Here is a 20,639-nt window from a genome sequence, read left to right as displayed (position 1 = left end):
TGTATAGCCTGCGTTCGCCGCGGTGTATTACTCTCCAGGGGCGGATAAAAATACCGGTAAGGACATTCAATGCATTCTATCAGGAGTTTAATGAAAGACCATATTTACAGTAGCCGGAAGCTTATATTTCTCATAGTTGTCCCACCCTTGTCCCACCTTTATCCCACCTCTGTCCCACCACAGTTCCATCTTTGTCCTATATCTTTCTAATACAGGAAGGTGCCAAATTCCCAATTGATAGCCAGATAGGAAGGGGCTAAAAGCCGTATCGGATCGCAGGGCAGAGATTTTTTCACCAGAAACCACTCATATTGAGAGTAAATACCTATTTTTAGACTCTTTTTTCCACAAAAGGAGAATTTTTACAAGAATTTTTTAGGAGAGTTTGGTCTTTAACGGATTTATTCAGATATTTGCAACCCTATTACAAAGTAAGAATAGTATTGTCATGGCCAGAGTTTGTCAAATAACAGGAAAGAAAACAAGAACAGGGTTCAATGTTTCTCACGCGAATAACAAGACGAAGAGAACATTCGCTCCTAACATTCAGAAGAAACGTTTCTTCCTTTCCGAAGAAAACAGATGGATAACATTGAAGTTATCTGCAAAAGCAATTAAGACCATTAGTTCAAAAGGTTTATCTGCAGTTTTAGAAAAAGCTACTGAGGCGGGTCACCTTAAAAAATATTAATAATCATGGCTAAAAAAGGAAACAGAATCCAGGTGATCATGGAATGTACTGAACATAAAGCTACAGGGTTAGCTGGTACAAGCCGTTATATCACAACTAAAAACCGTAAGAACACGCCTGAGCGTATCGAGTTGAAAAAATACAACCCGATTCTTAAGAAATATACTATTCACAAAGAAATTAAATAATCACTTACTACTATGGCAAAGAAAGTAGTTGCAACGTTGAAAAATACAGATCCTACAAAAGGATTTGCTAAAATCATCAGAGCTGTAAAAACTGAAAAAACCGGTTCATATACCTTCAAAGAAGAGATTGTACCTATCAATGATGTTCAGGAAGCTTTAAAAAAGTAATTCTACCTCATTAGCATATTCTTACAAGAAAGTCCCCTCAGGGACTTTTTTTGTTTTATATTTGTTAAAGTACTAGTATTACAAATAGTTGTTTAGATACAGGTAATCATGGGATTATTTAGTTTTTTCTCCAAAGAGAAAAAAGAAACATTAAATAAAGGGTTAGAAAAAACCAAAACCAGTTTTTTTTCAAAACTGAGCAAAGCCATATTGGGCAAAACTCAGGTTGATGATGAAGTGCTGGATAACCTGGAAGAGGTATTGGTTACTTCAGACGTCGGCATTGAAACAACGCTGAAAATCATCGGTCGCATTCAGGACCGTGCTTCAAGAGATAAATATGTTAATACCAATGAGCTGAACCGTATCCTGAAAGAAGAGATCGCAGCTTTACTGGTAGGAGATGCTGTACCTGAAACAAAAGAATTTGAATTGCCGGATACCGGTAATGTACCTTTTGTGATTATGGTTGTTGGAGTAAACGGAGTTGGTAAAACAACTACAATTGGTAAACTGGCATCACATTATCACAACAACGGGAAAAAAGTTGTATTGGGTGCTGCTGATACATTCCGGGCTGCGGCTGTTGACCAGCTGGAACTTTGGGGTAAGCGTGTTGGTGTACCTGTAATTTCTCATGGCATGAACACCGATCCGGCGGCAGTGGCTTTCGATGCGGTAAAGCAGGCCGTTGACATGAAAGCGGATGTTGTAATTATTGATACTGCAGGCCGTCTACATACAAAAGTGAATCTGATGAATGAGCTTTCAAAGATCAAACGTGTGATCCAGAAATTCATTCCGGAGGCACCGCATGATGTCATGCTTGTGCTGGATGGCAGTACCGGGCAGAACGCGGTTATACAGGCACGTGAATTTACAAAAGCAACAGAGGTTACTTCTCTTGCCATTACGAAACTTGACGGAACCGCGAAAGGCGGCGTTGTTATAGGTATCTCAGACCAATTCCAGATCCCCGTTAAATACATTGGTGTAGGAGAGAAAATGGAAGACTTACAAGTATTTAATAAACATGAATTCGTTGATTCACTGTTTGAAAACGCATAATCTTTACTTTATTTTTTTTGCAGTTATTCTTTTTACTTCCTGTAAAGAGAGCCAACTGCCGTTCAATGCTGTAGAAGCAGACCCGGCTGAACCCAAACAAGGTATTAAAGGGAAAGTGATCTACAAGGAAGGAACGTTTGATAACCGGGATAACCTGATCAGCAACGGAACGGTTGTTGGCGTTTCACGGAAAATATACTTCTACGAACTTACAGGTTTGCAGCAAGTGGAATTAGACGGGAACTCGTTTATCGGTACCATACACACGGATATCATAGATTCAACAAAATCGGATAAGAGCGGAAAATATGCAGGCACATTAAAGCCGGGCATGTATTCTGTAGTTGTTGAAGAGAATGAACGTTTATACACGCATGTAAGTGACGATGGTTTGATCTTGCCGGTTCAGGTATTCAAGGATTCTGTCTCAACATTGAATGTGTATATTGATTACAAAGCAAAATATTCAGAATAAAAGCGGACTGTAGTGAAAGCAAAAGGCAATCAGAAAACAAAAGTTAATATCGTAACACTGGGCTGTTCAAAAAACCTGGTGGATTCGGAAAACTTATTGACGCAATTACGCGGCAATGGCATTGATGCAGAGCATGAATCAAAAAATGATAATTCAAATGTGGTAGTGATCAATACATGCGGATTCATTGATAATGCCAAGCAGGAATCCATTGATACGATCCTTCGCTATATTGACGCTAAAGAAAACGGGTTGGTTGACAAGATTTATGTGTCTGGCTGTTTGTCTCAACGTTACAAAGACGACATGGAGCGTGAGATGCCGCAGGTAGATGCATTTTTCGGTTCAAATGAATTGCCGGCAATTCTGAAAAAATTCAAAGCGGATTATAAGCATGAACTGGTAGGTGAACGTTTATTGACAACACCTTCTCATTATGCGTACATGAAGATCGCGGAAGGCTGTGACCGTCCGTGTTCCTTCTGCGCTATTCCTGTGATGCGCGGCAAGCACGTTTCTTTACCGATGGAAGATCTGGTCAAGCAGGCGAAAAACATGGCGGCAAAAGGAACGAAAGAATTGATTTTAATTGCGCAGGACCTTACGTATTACGGCCTGGATATTTATAAGAAAAGAAATTTATCGGATCTGCTCCGTAACCTTTCCGATGTGGAAGGCATCGACTGGATCCGTCTGCAATACGCCTATCCGTCGGGCTTCCCGCTGGACATCCTGGATGTAATGGCAGAGCGCAGCAATATATGCAAATACATTGACATGCCGCTGCAACATGCTTCCAGCAATATGCTTAAGCTGATGCGCAGAGGTATTGACCGTCCGAAGACGGAAGACCTGATTAAAACCATTCGTGATAAAGTACCGGATATTGCATTCCGTACAACCATGATCATCGGTCATCCGGGCGAGACAGAAAAAGATTTCGATGAACTATGTTCCTTTGTAGAAGAACAACGCTTTGATCGTTTAGGTGCATTTACCTATTCACACGAAGAGCACACGCATTCCTATACCATGGAAGATTCTATTCCGCAGGAAGAAAAAGAAGAGCGCCAGGCTACCATCATGGCAATCCAGGAAGGCATCTCTGCTGAAATGAACGAAAAGAAAATCGGTAATACGTACAAAGTATTGTTTGATCGTAAAGAAGGCGGTTATTTCATCGGTCGTACGGAACATGACAGTCCGGAGGTAGACAACGAAGTGATGGTATCCGCAAAAGATCAGTATGTACGCATTGGTGATTTTGCCAATGTAAAAATCAACGATGCTGCAGAATTTGATCTGTTCGGTGATATTGTAAAGTAAATCCATCCGCCGCGGCGGAAACAAAAAAACAATTCGCCGCGGCGAACCAAACCCTTTGGGTAAATAAGCAGTTTTACAACGTTTAAGTGAATCTACGATTAATAAGAGAAGTACCTTATGTTTATTAAACTGTCACAACTTATCTAATACTCATATGAAATATTTTTCAATCGTTTTTATTTTCTGTATTTCTGTATGCGCTTCAAATGCGCAACAGCTGAAGGATACGCTTTTCTATGAAGACGGAAGTAAATACATTGGCGGTTATGTGAATGGAAAAGCAACAGGCTATGGCGTTATGATCTGGGCTGAAGGCACTATCTATGAAGGTCAGTGGGTAGAGAATAAAATGAGCGGGCAGGGTAAAATCAAATGGCCTTCCGGCGATCAGTACACCGGCGGCTGGCTGGATTCTAAACTGTCTGGCGAAGGCACCTATATATGGCCGGACGGACAGATATTTAAAGGAACCTATAAGGAAGACCTGAAGTGTGGCAAAGGCATTATGAAATGGCCGAATGGAGATGTATATGATGGCGAATGGAAAAATGATCTGATGCATGGACAAGGCACTTATTCATGGCATACCGGTGATGTGTATACAGGCCAATGGGCAAACAATATGCAGAATGGCAAAGGCACACTTACTTATGCAGATGGATCTGTCTATACCGGTAAGTGGAAAGATAATTTGTTTATTAAGTAAATGGTTGCTTTGCTAAGGAGTGCAGACTATACTCGAGTAAATTCCAAATAACAAAAAAACAAATTCCAAACCGAAGAAACTAAAACTCTCTGCCTTGGTTGAAACAACCAAGGCAGAGAGTTTTTAATATAATTAAGATCAAAAAAATATTCAAATAATATGACGCTATCCTCAGTTTAGAATTTGTGTTTTGTTATTTGGAATTTTATAATAGAAATAATTCGTTAAGATACTACCATCCATGTCAGATAAACCAACCATAGAGCAATTGCTCAGCAATCTATCCATCGAATCTCTGAATCAAATGCAGGAAGATTCGTTGGCGGCCAATGCAAAAGCCAGCGATGTGATTTTACTTTCGCCTACAGGATCAGGAAAGACTCTGGGCTTTTTATTACCGGTGTTTGAAAAACTTTCTATAACATCAACTTCTATCCAGGCATTGGTGATTGTACCTTCCAGAGAGCTGGCATTACAGATTGAGTCGGTGTTTAAAAGTCTGAAGACTGGTTTTAAAGTTACCTGTTGTTATGGAGGACACCCCATGGAGATAGAAGAAAATAACCTGGCGCAATCGCCGGCATTACTTATCGGTACGCCGGGCAGGATTGTTGATCACATCAACAGACGCAATATCAATCTGGATGATGTGAAAACACTGGTGCTGGATGAATTTGATAAGTCTCTTGAAATGGGCTTTCAGGAAGACATGGCAATCATTATCGGTAAGCTTACCAATATCAAAAAACGTATTTTGACTTCAGCCACACAAGCGATTAAAATACCTGATTTTACAGGTATGCAGAGTCCGGTAACGTTGAATTATATCACCGGACAAGCCAGCGGTTTATCTCTAAAAACCGTTCTTTCAGATACAAGAGATAAATTGGACACTTTACTGCGTTTGATCTGTCAGATCGGAAATGAATCCGTCATCGTATTCTGTAACCAGCGCGATGAAGTTGAAAACGTGTGCAGCTACCTGACCGAACACGGCATTGTAAATAATAATTTTCACGGCGGACTTGAACAGCGTTACCGGGAGAGTACGTTAACGAAATTCAGGAATGGCAGCACCAATGTACTGGTCACAACAGACCTTGCCGCACGCGGATTGGATATACCCGATGTTAAACATGTGGTGCATTATCAGATGCCGCATAAAATCGATGCCTTTACACATCGAAACGGACGTACAGCGCGCATGGGATCTACCGGTAACGCATATATGCTGTTGCATAAAGATGTGCTGCTGCCGGAGTACATTACTGCCAAGCCTGATGTATTGAAGCTGTCAGATCAAAAAGTAAAACCCGTGGCGCCGCAGTGGGAAACATTATTCATCAGTGCAGGAAAAAAAGATAAGATCAATAAAGTAGATATCGTTGGTTTCCTGTCTAAGAAAGGAATGTTAGAGAAAGATGAATTAGGCCTGATTGAAGTGAAAGATCAGTTTTCCTATGCTGCCGTTAAACGCAATAAAGTTTCGGCTGTGGTTAAATTGGTGAAAGAAGAAAAAATAAAAGGTCGTAAAGTAAAGATCGAAGTAGCGCGGGAAACGCCTAAGTTCGAAGCAGAATAGAGATTTTTAATTTATTAAAAGAGAAAGCCTTCATGTGTTTGCAAACGCATGAAGGCTTTCTCTTTTTCAATCTGAATGTGCTACCGGATTTTTATTCCAAAGGTATATTGCCGGCTTTCATTGGCCTGTAAGATATCCATGGAAGCCTTGTTGTTAAACATATCCGGGATGCAGCTGATGGGCTCCAACGCGATCGACATGCGGTCTGGCGGTGTATAAATATGCAGGAACGGATATGCATCTTCTGTTTCCTGCCACAAGACAATACTTATATTCTGTTCTTCATCAAATAAAATTGTTTCCGATGTTTTATTTTCTTTATCCAGAATGAAACAAGTGTCAAGTGTTTGATTTCCTATTGACGATAATTCTGAAAAGAAATGTTCTTCCACAATTCTTCCTGTAGGAATTAAAGTAGTATCTGTTTCAATTCTTCTGGTAGAAGGAATCTGAAGTTTCAACTGGTTTATTTCTATCCCTGTGCTAAGGTAAGGATGCCAGCCATCGCCGATGGGAATTGGCGTGTCTGTTGTATTCAACACAGTAGTGGATACCGTTAAACCATTCAGGTCAAGCTGGTAGCTCACGGTTGTTGTATAAGAGAATGGATAACCTTCAACCTCTTTGTGATATGAATATTCTAAAATAAGTATGGCTTCTTCCAGAGATGTTTGCTGTTCAATGATTGTAAAATCTTTGTTCCATAACAGGCCATGCAAGGCATGCGTATCATTGTCATTCTTCCTTAATGAATATCTGTTGCCATTGAATTCATATTCGCCATTATTAATTCTGTTTGGGAACGGACTTAATTTTGCACCCCGGTAATAATTCTTTTCTTCGGCTATAAGCTCTTCCCGGGTTGCATTTCTGCTGATGATATCATACAGAATATTTTCCTTTTGCAGTACCAATTCGTGGATCGTACCGCCATGAGAAGGAATGATAGAGGCATATTCTTCAGAAATTGTATTGACTAATGTAATCACTTCAATTCCTTCAAAATCGTCTGTTTGGATTTTAAACATATTTATACAAGGATTATGGATGCGCCATCAACAGCATGGTACTCATTGATTTCTGCGTTCCTGTTAAATTGTTTTTTATATACAGATTTTATGTGCGTGGAAAATTCTTTTGCTTTATCTTTTTCAACCAGGTTGATCGTGCAGCCGCCAAAGCCACCGCCCATGATCCTGCTGCCAAGACAATAGGGAAGCAGTACAGCCTGCCCCATCAGAAAATCAATTTCTGTGCAGCTTACTTCGTACAAGTCACGCAGTGAAATATGAGAAGCGCTTAATAAAGCACCGAAACGTGTAAGATCATTTTTTTGTAAAGCAAGAACCGAATCTTCAACACGTTTGTTTTCCAGCACATAATGTTTAATACGTTTTTGATGAACCGGATTTTTTAATGCAGGAATGTGCGCTTCTTTAATATCCCTGAAATGTTTGACCTCAGGAAAATATGTTTTAAGTTCTTTTAATGCCTGCTGCGTTTCTTCAACACGTTCGGTGTATTTACTTCCTGCAAGCGTACGGGCAACCATAGAATTGCATAGCACCCAACAATGATTTTCAAGTGCAGCTGATACATATCTGTGCGACATCTGTTGAAAGTCCAGCACCAGGAAATTATTTGCCTTTGAAAACTGCGATGCATACTGATCCAGCAAGCCGCTTTTTACATGCAGGTATTCATGTTCAACACGCTGACATAATTTAATGATGGCAAGTCGGTCGAGTTGCAGGTTATATAATTCATTCAACCCGTTCATAAATGCAACTTCAAGTGCCGCAGAAGAAGATACGCCCGAACCCACGGGGACATTTCCCTGTATGAACGCATTAAAGCCATGTTCAGGTTTTTTCAGTGCTGAAATGATTTCAATACACCCATACACATATTTTTTCCAATCGTTGTCTGGCGTGTAAGGCTCATCCATCCCGATCTCCAGCTGCTCATGAAAATCATGGCTGATTACATGCATGCGGTTGTCGTTTCTTGGAGAGAAGGAAACAAGGATCCAGCGATTGATGGCGCAGGGCATTGATAAACCGAAATTATAATCGGTATGCTCGCCTATGATGTTAATTCTTCCCGGAGCCTTGCTGATAAAGGCTGGCTCTGTTTTAAATACATTCGTAAACAGTTGTTCAGCCTCCGTTAAATTTTTTTCCGTGATCATAATACGTTGGGTTGTATGCTTGAAACAAATTGTTCTGCCCATTGCAGATCTTCCGGGGTATTTAAGCCTACCAGTTCCTGGTAGTGGTCAATTGACAGTGCTTCAACTTTTAAGCCTTTAGACAAAAAGATTTGAATGATGTCTGTTAAATAGTATTCATCATTCTTTGGATCAGGTTCTATGCTGTCAAGCAGTTCAAACAGATCATCACCTTTAAAAATAAAATGCGAAGAGAGAAGTTCTCTGATCTTTAATTGCTCCTTGTTTGCGTTACGTTCTTCGACACAGCCGATTACAACACCGGCATCATTTCTTATTACACGTGCATAAGGAAGATCAATGTCAAACGTAGCTGTAAGGAAGGTGCAGCCGGCACCTGTCTTTATGTGGTGCAGTTCCAGTGCATGGATCGTTTCAGGTGTGATCAAAGGAGCATCGCCGACAAATACAAAAACATTCTGTCCTTTCCAGTGAACATGGTTTTTCGCCTGCTTCACCGCATCGGCCGTTCCGTTTTGTTTGGGTTGAAGAATATAATTCGCTTTGTCTTCAATCACTGATATCACCTTAGGTGCTTCATAGCCAACAATCAGGTTAATTTCCTCAATGCCCGCTTTTTCAAATGCTTCTATGATGTGGAGGACAATCGGTTTTTCTTTAAAAGAAACAAGGGGTTTCGGTAAGTATGAACGCATGCGCGTTCCTTTGCCTGCAGCAAGAATAATTGCGAGTGCCATAACGGTTATTAATTTTATGCTAGTTAGGAGAAATGGTTTTCAACCTGAAAAAGATGCAATTATGAAATTGTTACTAAAATCAACCAGGATTAACTAAAGGTATTGGCTGTTTTTAATTGATAATCAACTGATAAACTATTTTTGTTTAGACCAGTTCTAAATAATTAGGTCTTGTTAGATTAAAGTACTACTTTGCATAATGTTTAGAATTATTCTAAATAATATGGATAAGATTAAAGTTTATATAGCAGACGATTATTACCTAATAAGAGAAGGTGTTAAAAAGTCATTGAAACAAAGCAAAGACATTGAAATTGTCGGAGAATCAAACAACTTAAATCATTTGGCAGAGTCTATACAGCATGTTCAACCCGATGTGTTGATTTTTGAGCTGAATTTGTGCCAGCAGCCGGTGCGTAATCTGATTGAAGAACTAAAACATGTGCACTCCAAAGTAAAATTCCTGATCATTTCTGATTGTGATTGTGAACTGCCCTTGGTAATGGCTATTCGTGCGGGTGTTACAGGTTTTGTACGCAAAAATGTTTCCCGCGATGAATTACTGCATGCTGTTCAGCAGGTATATCATAATAAAGAGTATTATGTAAGTGATGTTACACAGGTGTTGCTGAAAGGGCTTTTAAATAATGAAAGTCCGGATTCGATATTTTCTGATCGTGAGCTGGAGATCCTCCGATATATCTGTAAAGGACGCTCTAATGAGCAGATCGCAGACATCTTATTTATAAGCGAAAAAACGATCGCAACACATCGCCGGAATATTATGAAAAAAGCAGGCGTAAAGAAATCCACTGATTTAATCATCTGGGCACTGGATAATAAAATTGTTTCCAGGAACTGATTCTGTTTTTTAATAGTGTTAATTGTCTGAATCGTTCTCTTCAGAAAGGGGGAGGACGATTTATTTTTTAATGAATTTGCAATCATTGCTTATTAAAAAATAATCATTGAATATCAGTGTGAATGGCATTGATTAAAATCTGTATGAAATCTGCAAGCTTTGTAAATATTTTAATTATTTGATAATTAATATTTTGTAAAATTTTTCCGTATAATCTATATTAATTTATAATAAGTCTAAATTAATATAGTTAACTTTGATGAACTATAATCATTAAATAATACATCAACATTCAATTATGAAAAGAATATACGTTTTGGCCATTGCGACAGCATTAATGGCTCAGTTTTCCTGCAAGAAAAAAGAAGATCCTGCTCCTGTCGATAACAAGGCATTGGTAGTAGAAAATTATGCAAATATTGTATTGGCAACGTATGAAGATTCAAAAATTACAGCCCAGAATCTGAGAACAGCAGCAGCAGATTTTATTGCCGCACCTTCTCAGGCTGGTTTGGAAACTGTACGCGCTGCTTATATCGCTTCGCGTACACCATATATTCAAAGTGAAGCTTTTCGTTTTTATGCTGGTCCGATTGATGATGACAGAGGCCTTGAAGGTTTAATAAATTCCTGGCCGTTGGATGAAGCATATATTGATTATGTAGACGGAAATTCTACAGCTGGGATTATTAATGATGTCACGAACTTTCCTGTAATCAGTAAAGAAGTGATTGCCAATAATAATCAGACTCAGGGTGAAGATGGAGTAAGCTGCGGCTACCATGCCATTGAATTCTTATTATGGGGACAGGATTTATCAGCAACTGGTCCTGGCGACAGACCTTATACAGATTACATTACAGACGGGTCAGGTACAAATTCAAATCAGGCTCGCAGAGGCCAGTACTTATTAGCATGTATTGATTTGCTGATTGACAATTTAAATACACTGGTTGGTGAATGGAAGCCAGGTGCATCGAATTACAGAGCACGGTTTATTGCAGATGTTTCAGGTTCTCTTGCCAATATCTTCATGGGAGATTTCCGTTATGCAGATGGTGAATTGTCTGTAGAGCGCATGCAAAACGCTTTAACGAGTGGAAAACAGGAACAGGAACAATCCTGCTTCAGTGATCAGACAAATAATGATATTATTCTTGGTCAGAAGGGAATTAGAAATGTGTATCTGGGTGAATATGTTCGTATCGATGGTTCGATCGTAAAAGGAACAAGTTTATCTGAACTTGTTAAAGCTGCAGACTTTAAAACAGATTCAATTGTTTTAAACAGAATCTATGACGCAGATGTGAAAATAGCAGCAATACATGCACCATTTGATAATGAAATTGTAACAACAAACCCTGCCGGCAGAATCCGCGTACAGAATGCGATTGATGCCCTGCACGAAGAAGCTGCACAAATCCAGACGGCAGGTGCTAAATTGGGCATGATTATTAACTAATACATTATTTCCTTATTCACTCGATGTTTAAGAAAACAAGTTTAATCCTAACGGTCATTATATTTATTTCCTTGACCACGATGCAATTCTGTCATCATAAGTCTGATGATCCTTTGACGCCAACCAGGAATTCAGGTGCAGAAGACGGAGAAGAACTTTCCGGTGGTGCTACGACTATATTTGACAAATCCATGAATGCTTTCGGGTTTGCTGCCGCTAATTTATCGCAGGCAGAAAAAAATAAATTTGGCCTGGGGAATTCTATTTTTAAAACAAGTTGGGTTGTGGCGCCTTCTTCTACAACTGGCGTGGATGGTTTAGGGCCGTTGTTCAATGCGCGTTCGTGTTCAGGCTGTCATAAATTGGATGGAAGAGGCTTGCCGCCTGCAAACCCGGGAGACGATCTTGGAGGCTTGTTGTTCCGTTTGAGTGTCTCCGGCGAAGACGCGCATGGCGGTCCGATGGGTGATCCGCAATATGGCGGACAGTTAAGCAATCACGGTATTTATGCCGGAGCTACAACCAGCGCTACTGCTGAAGGAAATGTAAGCGTTACGTATATTACAACAACCGGAAAATATAAAGACGGGACAACATATGAGTTGCGCACACCTGTATATACGTTTACAGATCTTGGTTACGGACCGTTAAGTTCGGACATTATGTATAGCCCCCGACTTGCCCAGCAATTACCGGGATTAGGTTTGTTGGAGGCTATTCCAGCAACAGATATTCTGGCCCTGGCGGATATTGCAGATGTCAACGGAGATGGCATTTCCGGAAAGCCGAATTATGTATGGAACTACGAAACCAATACTACAGACCTGGGCCGTTTTGGCTGGAAAGCAAATCAGCCGACGCTGTCTCAGCAAACGGCTGGCGCCTCGTTGGGTGATATGGGCATTACCAACCGCTTGTTTACAGATGAAAACCTGACTGGTGATGAAGTTACTGATTATGGTTCCTGGCCAAATGGCGGCACGCCTGAGATGTTGGATGCTGATTTGGATCAATTGATTTTCTATTGCCAGACACTTGCTGTGCCGGCGCGCAGAAACTGGGCAGATGATCAGGTATTACGTGGAAAAGAATTATTCACGCAGGCAAAATGCAGCGCTTGCCATACACCTTATTTTGTAACAGGTACGCATCCGGTCAGCGCGTTGAGCAATCAAAAGATCAGGCCATATACAGATCTTTTATTGCATGACATGGGCAGTGAACTTGCTGATGGCAGACCGGATTATCTGGCAACCGGCAATGAATGGAGAACACCACCATTATGGGGGCTTGGCCTGATCAAGACGGTAAACGGAGGGCGTTTTCTATTGCATGATGGAAGAGCGCGTACGCTGGAAGAGGCCATTATCTGGCATGGCGGCGAAGGTACTTTCTCAAAAAATGCATTCATCAATATGAACGCTGCCGACAGAGCTGCTCTGATTAGTTTCCTTGAATCTTTATAAGCGGAAATTATTACTATAAAAAAGAAAGGGCAGTGAAATTTTCACTACCCTTTCTTTTTTATATTCTACTTTCTTATTCGCTGATCTTCTCTGCTTCCTTAAACGAGCTTAATCCTTTGTTATAGATTTCATCCTTGAGATTGTATATCTGGTAAAAGCCTTTATTGCCCCAGGCGCTCCGCGCAATATAGGCTTTAACATTGTTCCTGATAAAGTCTTTTGAACGTTTAAACTGGGCATCATTATATTTAACACCTGTTTTAGCAGCAAGATCAATCAAGTCTTTCAACATCGCATCTGTTACTGTAAACGATTTGAAATAATCTTCAAAAGACATGGCGCTTAAGGTTGCCTTATTATTTTGATAGTAGTTTAAAGTATATTCGCGGATTACGTTTTGGTTAAACAATTCCATCAGATACTTTGTATACTCTGACGTATCACGGCCAACAAAAATATCCGGCATGATACCGCCGCCGCCATAAACCGTGCGGCCTTTTGAAGTTTTGAATTTCAATGAATCATTAAAGTGAATACTATCTGCATGGAAAAACTCACCGTGCTCATAGCGTGATAATAAATCTGAATCATACGCTGAAACATCTTCTTTGTCGTAAGGCTTCTGAATACTTCTGCCGCTTGGCGTATAATATCTTGAAATCGTTAAGCGTAATTCAGAACCGTCGGTCAGGTTGATTGGTATCTGAACCAATCCTTTACCGAAGGATCTTCTTCCGACAATTAAACCTCTGTCATTATCCTGTATTGCGCCCGATAAAATTTCAGAGGCAGATGCACTTCCTTCATTGATCAATACAACTACTGGTCCTGATTCAAAAGCTCCTGCAATACTTGCACGGATCTCCTGGTCGTATTTCGTTCCTTTACCATCTGTATAAACAATCATTTTATTGCCCGGGATCAATTGGTCCGCAATATTTGTAGCACGGTCAAGATAGCCGCCGCCATTATCTTTCAGGTCAATCATTAATCGTTGTAAACCCTGAGATTTTAAATCCGCCAGGGCTGCAAGGAATTCATTATAGGTTTTATCGCCAAAACGGCTGATCTTAATATAGCCGGTTGTTTTATCAATCATATAAGCTGCATCAATCGAATACGTTGGAATTTTATCACGAATGATTGTGTAGGTTAACAGTTTGCTGGATGACTTACGTTTAACAGTCAGAATCACCTTTGTTCCTTTTTTACCGCGTAAGCGTTTGAACACATCAGCAGAGGTTACGCCATTACCGGCCATTTGTATACTGTCTACCTTTATGATTTTATCGCCCGCCATCAGACCTGCTTTCTCTGAAGGTCCGCCGCTGATAGGTGTCACTACATAAATGGTATCTTTGATAATATTGAATTCAATACCGATGCCTTCGAAGTCGCCCTCTAAATGCGCGTCTGCCATTTGCCGGTCTTTAACGGGAATATAAGAAGTATGTGGATCCAGTTTTTCCAGCATCTGGTTGATTGAGTAATCAACCAGCTCGTCTACATTCACGGTGTCTACATAATCTTCCTGGATACGGCCCAGTATTTCAGCAAACCGTAAATAATTTCCTGCTACATTCTGTTCAGTACCTTTTTTAGATATAGCAGCGCCAATGAAGATTCCGCAGATAACAGCCAATGCCAGAAAAATGGGTAAACGCATCTGAAAAAGAGAGTTTTTGGGTTTTTGATCCTCCATATTGTGATTTGATTTATTTATGTATGCTTATTCCTTTGAAATTTAACCGATTCTTATTTGAAATAGTTCTAAATAACATTGTTGCTGTAGGAATTCCTTAGTAACTTTGGAAATGTGTAGAAAGTAAATTCTGTACAAACTGAACTGCTTCCGGCAAAACAAACATACTACTTTTTTGAATACAAATAGAATGTAGTAGCAGGGATTTCATACAACAGTTCAATTATAATATTAAGAAAATTATCAGTTAATGAATAAACTTTCAATTGTATTTATGGGCATCTGTTTAGTGGTAACAGCGGCTTGTAAAAAAAAGCATGATGACGGTACAACTGTAAAACAGGCTAACCGTGAACCTTTGATCGGAAACATTGGATATAATGTCATCTATGGCAGATATTTGAATTTACAAACAGCTTTCAATGATTTTGATACGGAAGTTCAAGCGTTTACTGCAGCGCCAACAACTGACGGACTGCAGACATTGAGATCTAAATTCTACAAAGCATACGTTGCCTGGGAATATGTGGCGCAGTTTGAATTCGGACCGGCAACTGCTTCAACCGTTATGCTGGAAACAAAATCGGTGAATGCATTCCCTTCCGATACTGCATTGATCAAAACAAAAATAGAATCCGGCCTTACCAATATTCCTTCTACAGGCAGCGCAACATATTCAGGCTTTCCGACAATTGATTATTTGCTGTATCAGAAAAGCCAAACCGATCAGCAGATCGTTGATTCATTCAGCGTATCTTCTCTTGCTTCCAGGCGTTGTGATTTCTTAAAAGCTGTCAGTTCAAATCTTAAAACCAGAATTGAAACAACGTTTAAGAACTGGAATTCATCCGGAGCAAATTTCATTGTTATTTATACAAGTAACACAGGTATTGACCTTGGAAGTTCAACTTCGCAAACCATTAATATGATGGTGTCGGATCTTGAAAATGTTAAGAATTACAAATTAGGCGTTCCATTAAATATCATTCAGAATGCTGTGCTCGATCCATCGGTTGTGAATCCGTTTAAATGTGAAGGTTATCATTCCGATTCTTCTCTGGTATTGGCAAAAGCAAGCATTGAAGCAATCCGCAGATTATATCGAGGAATTACAGTAAACGGCATTGACGCCTATGGTTTCGACGACTATCTGGTGGCAATCGATCAAAGAGAACTGGATACAAATATTCAGCTTCAGATTGCACGTGTAGAGGCTAAATTAAATGCGATACCGGGTCCGATCTCTACAGCCGTTCAGGATCCTGCAGGCAAACAGGCGGTGCAGGCTGCTTACGATGAAACATTGACTTTATTGACCATGCTGAAGGTTGACATGGCATCGGCGATAGGAGTGATGATCTCTTACGGAGATACTGATGGTGATTAATTCACTTATTCATTCATGAATACATCTCTACAGATTTATATGCGATCTTATTTCAAGCGGAGCACTTCAATTGCTCCGCTTGTTGTTTTTAGAATCGTATACGGTGCAGTAATGACTTACAGTACGCTGCGCTTTATGTTCAATGACTGGGTGCATTTATTTTACGGCGTACCAAAATTCTTTTTTTCTTATTATGGATTTGCATGGGTAAAGCCCATGAATGAACAAGCCATGCTGCTGGTATATGTACTGATGGCGTTTAGTTTTTTTATGGTTATGCTTGGTGCGTGGTACCGGGTGTTTTCCATCCTGTCATTTTTAACCTTTACATATACCGAACTGATCGACCAGACAAATTATCTCAATCACTATTATTTCATCAGCCTGGTTTCGTTGATCATGTTATTCATGCCTGCCCACAGAAGCTTTTCGGTTGATACCTGGCGAAAACCTCTTCTTGCAGTCTCTCATATTCCGGTCGTTTATATTCACATGATTCAATTGCAATTGGCTATTGTTTATTTTTATGCAGGTCTGGCTAAAATAAATTACGACTGGTTGTTTGAAGCCATGCCGTTAAAGATCTGGCTGATCTCAAGAAATGATCTTGCATGGATCGGCTGGCTTTTTAATTACAGCTGGGTACCCTTCTTCTTCAGCTGGTTCGGCATGCTGTATGATTTAAGTATTCCTTTTTTGCTGCTTACAAACAGATTCAGAATCTTCGCCTATATGCTGGTGCTTTTCTTCCACATCATGACACGGATTTTGTTCCAGATCGGCATGTTCCCATTTGTGATGATTGGCGCAACCCTGATTTTTTTCCCTGCGGAATTTCATATCCGGATCATTCAATGGTTAAAAAAAATATTGCCCGTGCAAAGGAATGAAATGATGGTAAATGTGTATTTCAGTATTTCCTCTGATTGGGCAAAAAAGGTGCTTGTTTCTACATTGATGTTGTACGTATGCTTTCAATTACTTTTTCCATTCCGTTATGTACTGTATCCGGATAAATTATTCTGGACAGAACAAGGTTATCGTTTTTCCTGGCGCGTCATGCTGATGGAAAAAATGGGGGTATGTTATTTTTATGTCCGCGATCCAGAAACCGGCTGGCAGACAGAAGTAAACAATCACGAATTCTTAACGGCGCAGCAGGAAAAAATGATGAGTACACAACCGGACATGATTTTGCAATATGCACATCACATCGGGAAAGTATATCATGAAAGAGGCATCCGGAATCCTGAAGTACGGGTACGCAGTTATGTGGCCCTCAATGGCCGGCCAAGTAAACCGTTTATTGATTCGACGGTTGATCTGATGAAAGAAACAGATTCGTTCATGCCGAAGATCTGGATTCTCCCTTCTGCTCAGGAATAATCACGGATAAGGCTTAGGTACAGTAAACGATTTTCTGCAACAAATATGTGACCGGTAAAATAAATGATGAAGATTTTATTGCTGTAGATGTGTAAAACAGGGGTGTTTATAACTAAGATGAGGTAAGTCATTGTTGAGCAAAAACCTTTTTTCTATATTTATATAAGAACTTATCACACAATCCTATGCAGAATCTGAATGTAAATAAAAGTCTACAGGAACTGGTAGAAAATGATTATGTATTGGCGCATGCCTTGTATTTTTTTGGTGTTAAATTCTATGAGCATAAAACGGTTTTGCTGAAAGAAGTCCTGCAGACTTCTGATATTACAGAAGAGCAGCTTAAGCGCAAACTTAAAGAGTTACACGAAGAAGAATTTCCGGGAGCGGAGTTCTTTAAGTTTTTTGAAGTGGATGCGATTATTGAATATTTAAAGCACGCACATTATTTATACATTAAGGAAAAGCTTCCATATATCTCCCGGCTGATCGCTGATCTGCAGGACACCGATAAATTAACACATGACCTGAAATTGATCTTCCCATATGTAATGGAAGATTTTATCAAGCACATCTATCATGAAGAAGATTCATTGTTTTATTATGTATTGAAATTGCATGGTGCAAGCGCAAGTACATTCAATGAATCGGTGATGCTGGAGGTAATGAGTAAATACTCGATCAAGCGCATGGCTGCCCATCACGAAAATGATGACGATGAAATGAAAGGTATACGTGACCTGACCAATAATTATACTGTTGACGGTATGCGTGATGTACACCTGAAAGTGGTATTAAAAGAACTGCAGGCATTTGACCAGGATCTGTTTATTCATGCCCGTATTGAAAATGAAGTACTGTTTCCGAAGGCATTGGAACTCGAAGCCAAAGTGGCAAAATATGTTGCGGAATCTATTAAAACATATTAATGGCGCGTATTTTAGCTTTTGATTACGGAACAAAACGGATAGGGCTGGCATGTACAGATCCTATGCAGATCATCGCAAATTCCCTGGATACTGTTCATCCCAAAGATGTGGTGGTGTATCTGAAAAAATACCTGAGTACTGAACAGGTAGAAGCTTTTGTGGTAGGTTTACCGAGAACCCTGCAGAATGAAGAATCTTCCAATGCTGCCAATGTAAAGGCATTTATCAATCTGATCAAAAAAACATTTCCTGCCATACCCATTTACGGGGTAGATGAACGCTTCACCTCTTCCATGGCTCTGGATACCATGATTGCCGGGGGCGTGAGTAAAAAGGGAAGAAGAGATAAAGCTACCGTTGACAAGATCAGCGCTACCATTATTCTGCAGTCGTTTATGGAACAGAAGCAGAATGGTACAACAAACATGATTTTTAAGCCAGAAGAAGGAGAATAGTTGAAAGTTTAGAGTGTAAAGTGTATGCGTTTTTTTAATCCGATGCCTAAGACACTTTAAATATTCGATAGAATTTCAGTATTGAAACAATTACACTTTACACTCTAAACTCTACACTTTCAATCTGTTTTAAGCCAGCTTTTAGCATTTTTTTGTATATTTGGAAAAATAGTTAAAATAAAAATATGATTTATCCGATTGTGGCATACGGGGATCCTGTGTTGAAGAAAGTTGCCCAAGATATTAAAAAAGGTAGTTTAGATGTAGCAAAGTTGTCGGAAGACATGTTTGAGACCATGGAAAATGCACATGGCGTAGGCTTGGCTGCTCCTCAGGTGGCATTGAATATCCGCATGTTTGTAATTGATACATCTGTATTTGATGATGAAAATATTGCCTCTGTTCGTAAGGCATTTATCAATCCGGTGATTGAAGAAGAGTGGGGCGACGAATGGCCATACGAAGAAGGCTGTTTAAGCATTCCTGGTGTTCGGGCAGATGTATACCGTCCGTCGAATCTTCGTATCCGTTATTTTGATACCGATTGGAAAGAGCATGTGGAAGAGTTTGATGGCATGACGGCACGTGTGATCCAGCATGAATACGATCACATTGAAGGGGTATTATTTGTGGATCATTTATCATCTATTAAAAAACGACTTTTGAAAGGGAAGTTGAGCAATATCAGCAAAGGTGAATGCGATGCTTCTTACCGCATGAAATTCCCGGTTAAAAAATAACCTCCGTGAACTTGCAAATGAATGTTCCGGTCCGGAGCATTCATTTGTACAAACCTATATAGGTAACGAACTGAAGTATTTACATGCATGCGTTTACAAATCCGTACAGGTTTTTTAAATTGAAATAATATTAATCCCCCATTCTTTAACTCTTTAACTTTTAAAATTTACAAACATGAAAAAAATCCTAACCGCACTTTTGGTTTCCTGTCTGGCGTTTGCAACAACGGCACAAACTTTTCAGGGAGAGATCATTTATAAGAATACATTCAAAACAAAAAATCCGCAGGTAAGCAATGAGCAGTGGGAGTCTATGCTGGGCAGCAAGCAGGAGTATTTTATCAAAGGCGGTGATTATAAAGTAGTAGCTAATGGTACCTACTTCCAATGGCAGATGTACATCAACAAAGACAATAAATCGTACAGCAAAATGTCAAATTCGCCATCTGTATTCTGGATCGATGCTGCAGTGAATACTGATTCAGTATTAAAAGTTGAAGTGAAAAAAGCTGCAGCTGTTATTCTTGGCTATACCTGCGATGAAATTACGATGACTTGTAAATCCGGCGTGCAGAAATATTATTACAATGCCAAGCAGGCGGTAGATGTTACATTGTATACAAAACACAAATACGGTAACTGGTATTATTACCTGTCAAAAGCAAAAGCATTACCATTGAAATCGGTGATTGAGACAGATCAATGCGTGATTGAAAGTGTAGCTACAGAAGTAAAACCAATGACACTTTCCAGTACCATGTTTACATTACCTGCAGGTACAAAATTAGAAAAGAGTCCTTACTAACCATTCGTATGATGCAGCAGGCCATTGCTTCTAAATTGCCGGATATCGGAGTTAATATTTTTTCGACTATGTCGGCAATGGCGCAGCAATACAAAGCTGTAAACCTGGCACAGGGCTTTCCTGATTTCCTTCCTTCAGAAGAATTGATCGGGCTTGTGCATAGATACATGTTGCAGGGCTTTAATCAATATGCACCACTGGCGGGAGCAAAACCTTTGCTTGATAATCTTGCTGCCAAGGTTGAAAAACTTTATGGCGCAACATATGATCCTGCTACAGATATTACAATTACCTGCGGCGCCACGGAAGCGTG

Annotated in this window: 21 protein-coding genes and 1 pseudogene; 18 read left to right on the top strand and 4 right to left on the bottom strand. The window is 39.8% G+C overall.

Annotated elements, in window-relative coordinates; all coding sequences use genetic code 11:
• Positions 1 to 448: 448 nt before the first annotated feature.
• From rpmB to ACTHJT_RS13480, 8 genes are all read left to right on the top strand, one after another.
• On the top strand, positions 449 to 691 hold the full coding sequence (gene rpmB / locus ACTHJT_RS13515) for a 50S ribosomal protein L28 (RefSeq protein ID WP_440239041.1): 243 nt from the start codon (positions 449 to 451) through the stop codon (positions 689 to 691).
• Positions 692 to 696: 5 nt separating this feature from the next.
• Positions 697 to 879, top strand: coding sequence for a 50S ribosomal protein L33 (gene rpmG, locus ACTHJT_RS13510; protein WP_440239038.1), 183 nt, complete (start codon positions 697 to 699; stop codon positions 877 to 879).
• 12 nt (positions 880 to 891) lie between these two features.
• The gene (locus ACTHJT_RS13505) at positions 892 to 1,047 is read left to right on the top strand and encodes a DUF4295 domain-containing protein (RefSeq protein ID WP_440239036.1); all 156 of its coding nucleotides are present in this window, start codon (positions 892 to 894) and stop codon (positions 1,045 to 1,047) included.
• Positions 1,048 to 1,155: 108 nt separating this feature from the next.
• Positions 1,156 to 2,115 carry a signal recognition particle-docking protein FtsY gene (ftsY, locus tag ACTHJT_RS13500; protein WP_440239034.1) on the top strand — a complete coding sequence of 320 codons (960 nt, stop codon included), beginning with the start codon at positions 1,156 to 1,158 and terminating at the stop codon, positions 2,113 to 2,115.
• Positions 2,102 to 2,590 carry a hypothetical protein gene (locus ACTHJT_RS13495; RefSeq protein ID WP_440239032.1) on the top strand — a complete coding sequence of 163 codons (489 nt, stop codon included), beginning with the start codon at positions 2,102 to 2,104 and terminating at the stop codon, positions 2,588 to 2,590. Before ftsY ends, ACTHJT_RS13495 begins: the two co-directional genes overlap by 14 nt.
• A gap of 12 nt (positions 2,591 to 2,602) precedes the next feature.
• Positions 2,603 to 3,916 (top strand): 30S ribosomal protein S12 methylthiotransferase RimO, encoded by a 1,314-nt coding sequence (gene rimO / locus ACTHJT_RS13490; protein WP_440239030.1) that lies wholly within the window; start codon positions 2,603 to 2,605, stop codon positions 3,914 to 3,916.
• Between the two features lie 154 nt (positions 3,917 to 4,070).
• Positions 4,071 to 4,622, top strand: coding sequence for an MORN repeat-containing protein (locus ACTHJT_RS13485; protein ID WP_440239028.1), 552 nt, complete (start codon positions 4,071 to 4,073; stop codon positions 4,620 to 4,622).
• A gap of 241 nt (positions 4,623 to 4,863) precedes the next feature.
• Positions 4,864 to 6,204 (top strand): DEAD/DEAH box helicase, encoded by a 1,341-nt coding sequence (locus ACTHJT_RS13480; protein WP_440239026.1) that lies wholly within the window; start codon positions 4,864 to 4,866, stop codon positions 6,202 to 6,204.
• A gap of 80 nt (positions 6,205 to 6,284) precedes the next feature.
• Here ACTHJT_RS13480 and ACTHJT_RS13475 read toward each other — a convergent pair whose 3' ends face one another.
• The 3 genes from ACTHJT_RS13475 to ACTHJT_RS13465 are packed head-to-tail and all read right to left on the bottom strand — an operon-like array spanning position 6,285 to position 9,132.
• Complete coding sequence (locus ACTHJT_RS13475) at positions 6,285 to 7,232, bottom strand: aldose 1-epimerase (RefSeq protein ID WP_440239024.1); 948 nt, start codon at positions 7,230 to 7,232, stop codon at positions 6,285 to 6,287.
• A gap of 2 nt (positions 7,233 to 7,234) precedes the next feature.
• Positions 7,235 to 8,395, bottom strand: a complete 1,161-nt coding sequence (gene galK, locus ACTHJT_RS13470; protein ID WP_440239022.1) for a galactokinase — start codon at positions 8,393 to 8,395, stop codon at positions 7,235 to 7,237.
• Complete coding sequence (locus ACTHJT_RS13465; protein ID WP_440239020.1) at positions 8,392 to 9,132, bottom strand: NTP transferase domain-containing protein; 741 nt, start codon at positions 9,130 to 9,132, stop codon at positions 8,392 to 8,394. The genes galK and ACTHJT_RS13465 overlap by 4 nt, the downstream gene beginning before the upstream one ends.
• Before the next feature lie 223 nt (positions 9,133 to 9,355).
• Here ACTHJT_RS13465 and ACTHJT_RS13460 point away from each other — a divergent pair, with 223 nt between their 5' ends.
• The 3 genes from ACTHJT_RS13460 (at position 9,356) to ACTHJT_RS13450 (ending at position 12,922) form a co-directional block, all read left to right on the top strand.
• Complete coding sequence (locus ACTHJT_RS13460) at positions 9,356 to 9,994, top strand: LuxR C-terminal-related transcriptional regulator (RefSeq protein WP_440239018.1); 639 nt, start codon at positions 9,356 to 9,358, stop codon at positions 9,992 to 9,994.
• Between the two features lie 298 nt (positions 9,995 to 10,292).
• Complete coding sequence (locus tag ACTHJT_RS13455; RefSeq protein ID WP_440239016.1) at positions 10,293 to 11,456, top strand: imelysin family protein; 1,164 nt, start codon at positions 10,293 to 10,295, stop codon at positions 11,454 to 11,456.
• Positions 11,457 to 11,536: 80 nt separating this feature from the next.
• The gene (locus tag ACTHJT_RS13450) at positions 11,537 to 12,922 is read left to right on the top strand and encodes a di-heme oxidoreductase family protein (RefSeq protein ID WP_440239013.1); all 1,386 of its coding nucleotides are present in this window, start codon (positions 11,537 to 11,539) and stop codon (positions 12,920 to 12,922) included.
• Positions 12,923 to 12,995: 73 nt separating this feature from the next.
• Here the strand turns inward: ACTHJT_RS13450 and ACTHJT_RS13445 are convergent, their stop codons facing one another.
• Positions 12,996 to 14,624: a S41 family peptidase gene (locus ACTHJT_RS13445; RefSeq protein ID WP_440239011.1), complete on the bottom strand. Its 1,629-nt coding sequence runs from the start codon at positions 14,622 to 14,624 to the stop codon at positions 12,996 to 12,998.
• A gap of 250 nt (positions 14,625 to 14,874) precedes the next feature.
• On the opposite strand from ACTHJT_RS13445, the gene ACTHJT_RS13440 reads away from it, so the two are divergent.
• The 7 genes and pseudogenes from ACTHJT_RS13440 to ACTHJT_RS13410 form a co-directional block, all read left to right on the top strand.
• Positions 14,875 to 16,011, top strand: a complete 1,137-nt coding sequence (locus tag ACTHJT_RS13440; protein WP_440239009.1) for an imelysin family protein — start codon at positions 14,875 to 14,877, stop codon at positions 16,009 to 16,011.
• 15 nt (positions 16,012 to 16,026) lie between these two features.
• The gene (locus ACTHJT_RS13435; protein WP_440239007.1) at positions 16,027 to 17,397 is read left to right on the top strand and encodes an HTTM domain-containing protein; all 1,371 of its coding nucleotides are present in this window, start codon (positions 16,027 to 16,029) and stop codon (positions 17,395 to 17,397) included.
• A 185-nt stretch (positions 17,398 to 17,582) separates the two neighbouring features.
• Entirely contained in the window at positions 17,583 to 18,326 is a 744-nt protein-coding gene (locus tag ACTHJT_RS13430) for a hemerythrin domain-containing protein (RefSeq protein ID WP_440239005.1), read from the top strand.
• Positions 18,326 to 18,781 (top strand): Holliday junction resolvase RuvX, encoded by a 456-nt coding sequence (ruvX, locus tag ACTHJT_RS13425; RefSeq protein WP_440239003.1) that lies wholly within the window; start codon positions 18,326 to 18,328, stop codon positions 18,779 to 18,781. Before ACTHJT_RS13430 ends, ruvX begins: the two co-directional genes overlap by 1 nt.
• A 185-nt stretch (positions 18,782 to 18,966) precedes the next feature.
• On the top strand, positions 18,967 to 19,521 hold the full coding sequence (gene def / locus ACTHJT_RS13420; RefSeq protein WP_440239001.1) for a peptide deformylase: 555 nt from the start codon (positions 18,967 to 18,969) through the stop codon (positions 19,519 to 19,521).
• A gap of 175 nt (positions 19,522 to 19,696) precedes the next feature.
• Entirely contained in the window at positions 19,697 to 20,326 is a 630-nt protein-coding gene (locus ACTHJT_RS13415) for a hypothetical protein (protein ID WP_440238999.1), read from the top strand.
• A gap of 8 nt (positions 20,327 to 20,334) precedes the next feature.
• Positions 20,335 to 20,639 (top strand): annotated as a pseudogene (locus ACTHJT_RS13410) (methionine aminotransferase); the annotation flags it as partial.

Source organism: Cytophaga sp. (assembly GCF_051961495.1).
In the GTDB taxonomy this organism is placed as follows: Bacteria; Bacteroidota; Bacteroidia; order Cytophagales; family Cytophagaceae; genus Cytophaga.
The sequence above is the reverse complement of the archived record's forward strand: the minus strand, read 5'-3'. Positions and strand labels throughout refer to the sequence as shown.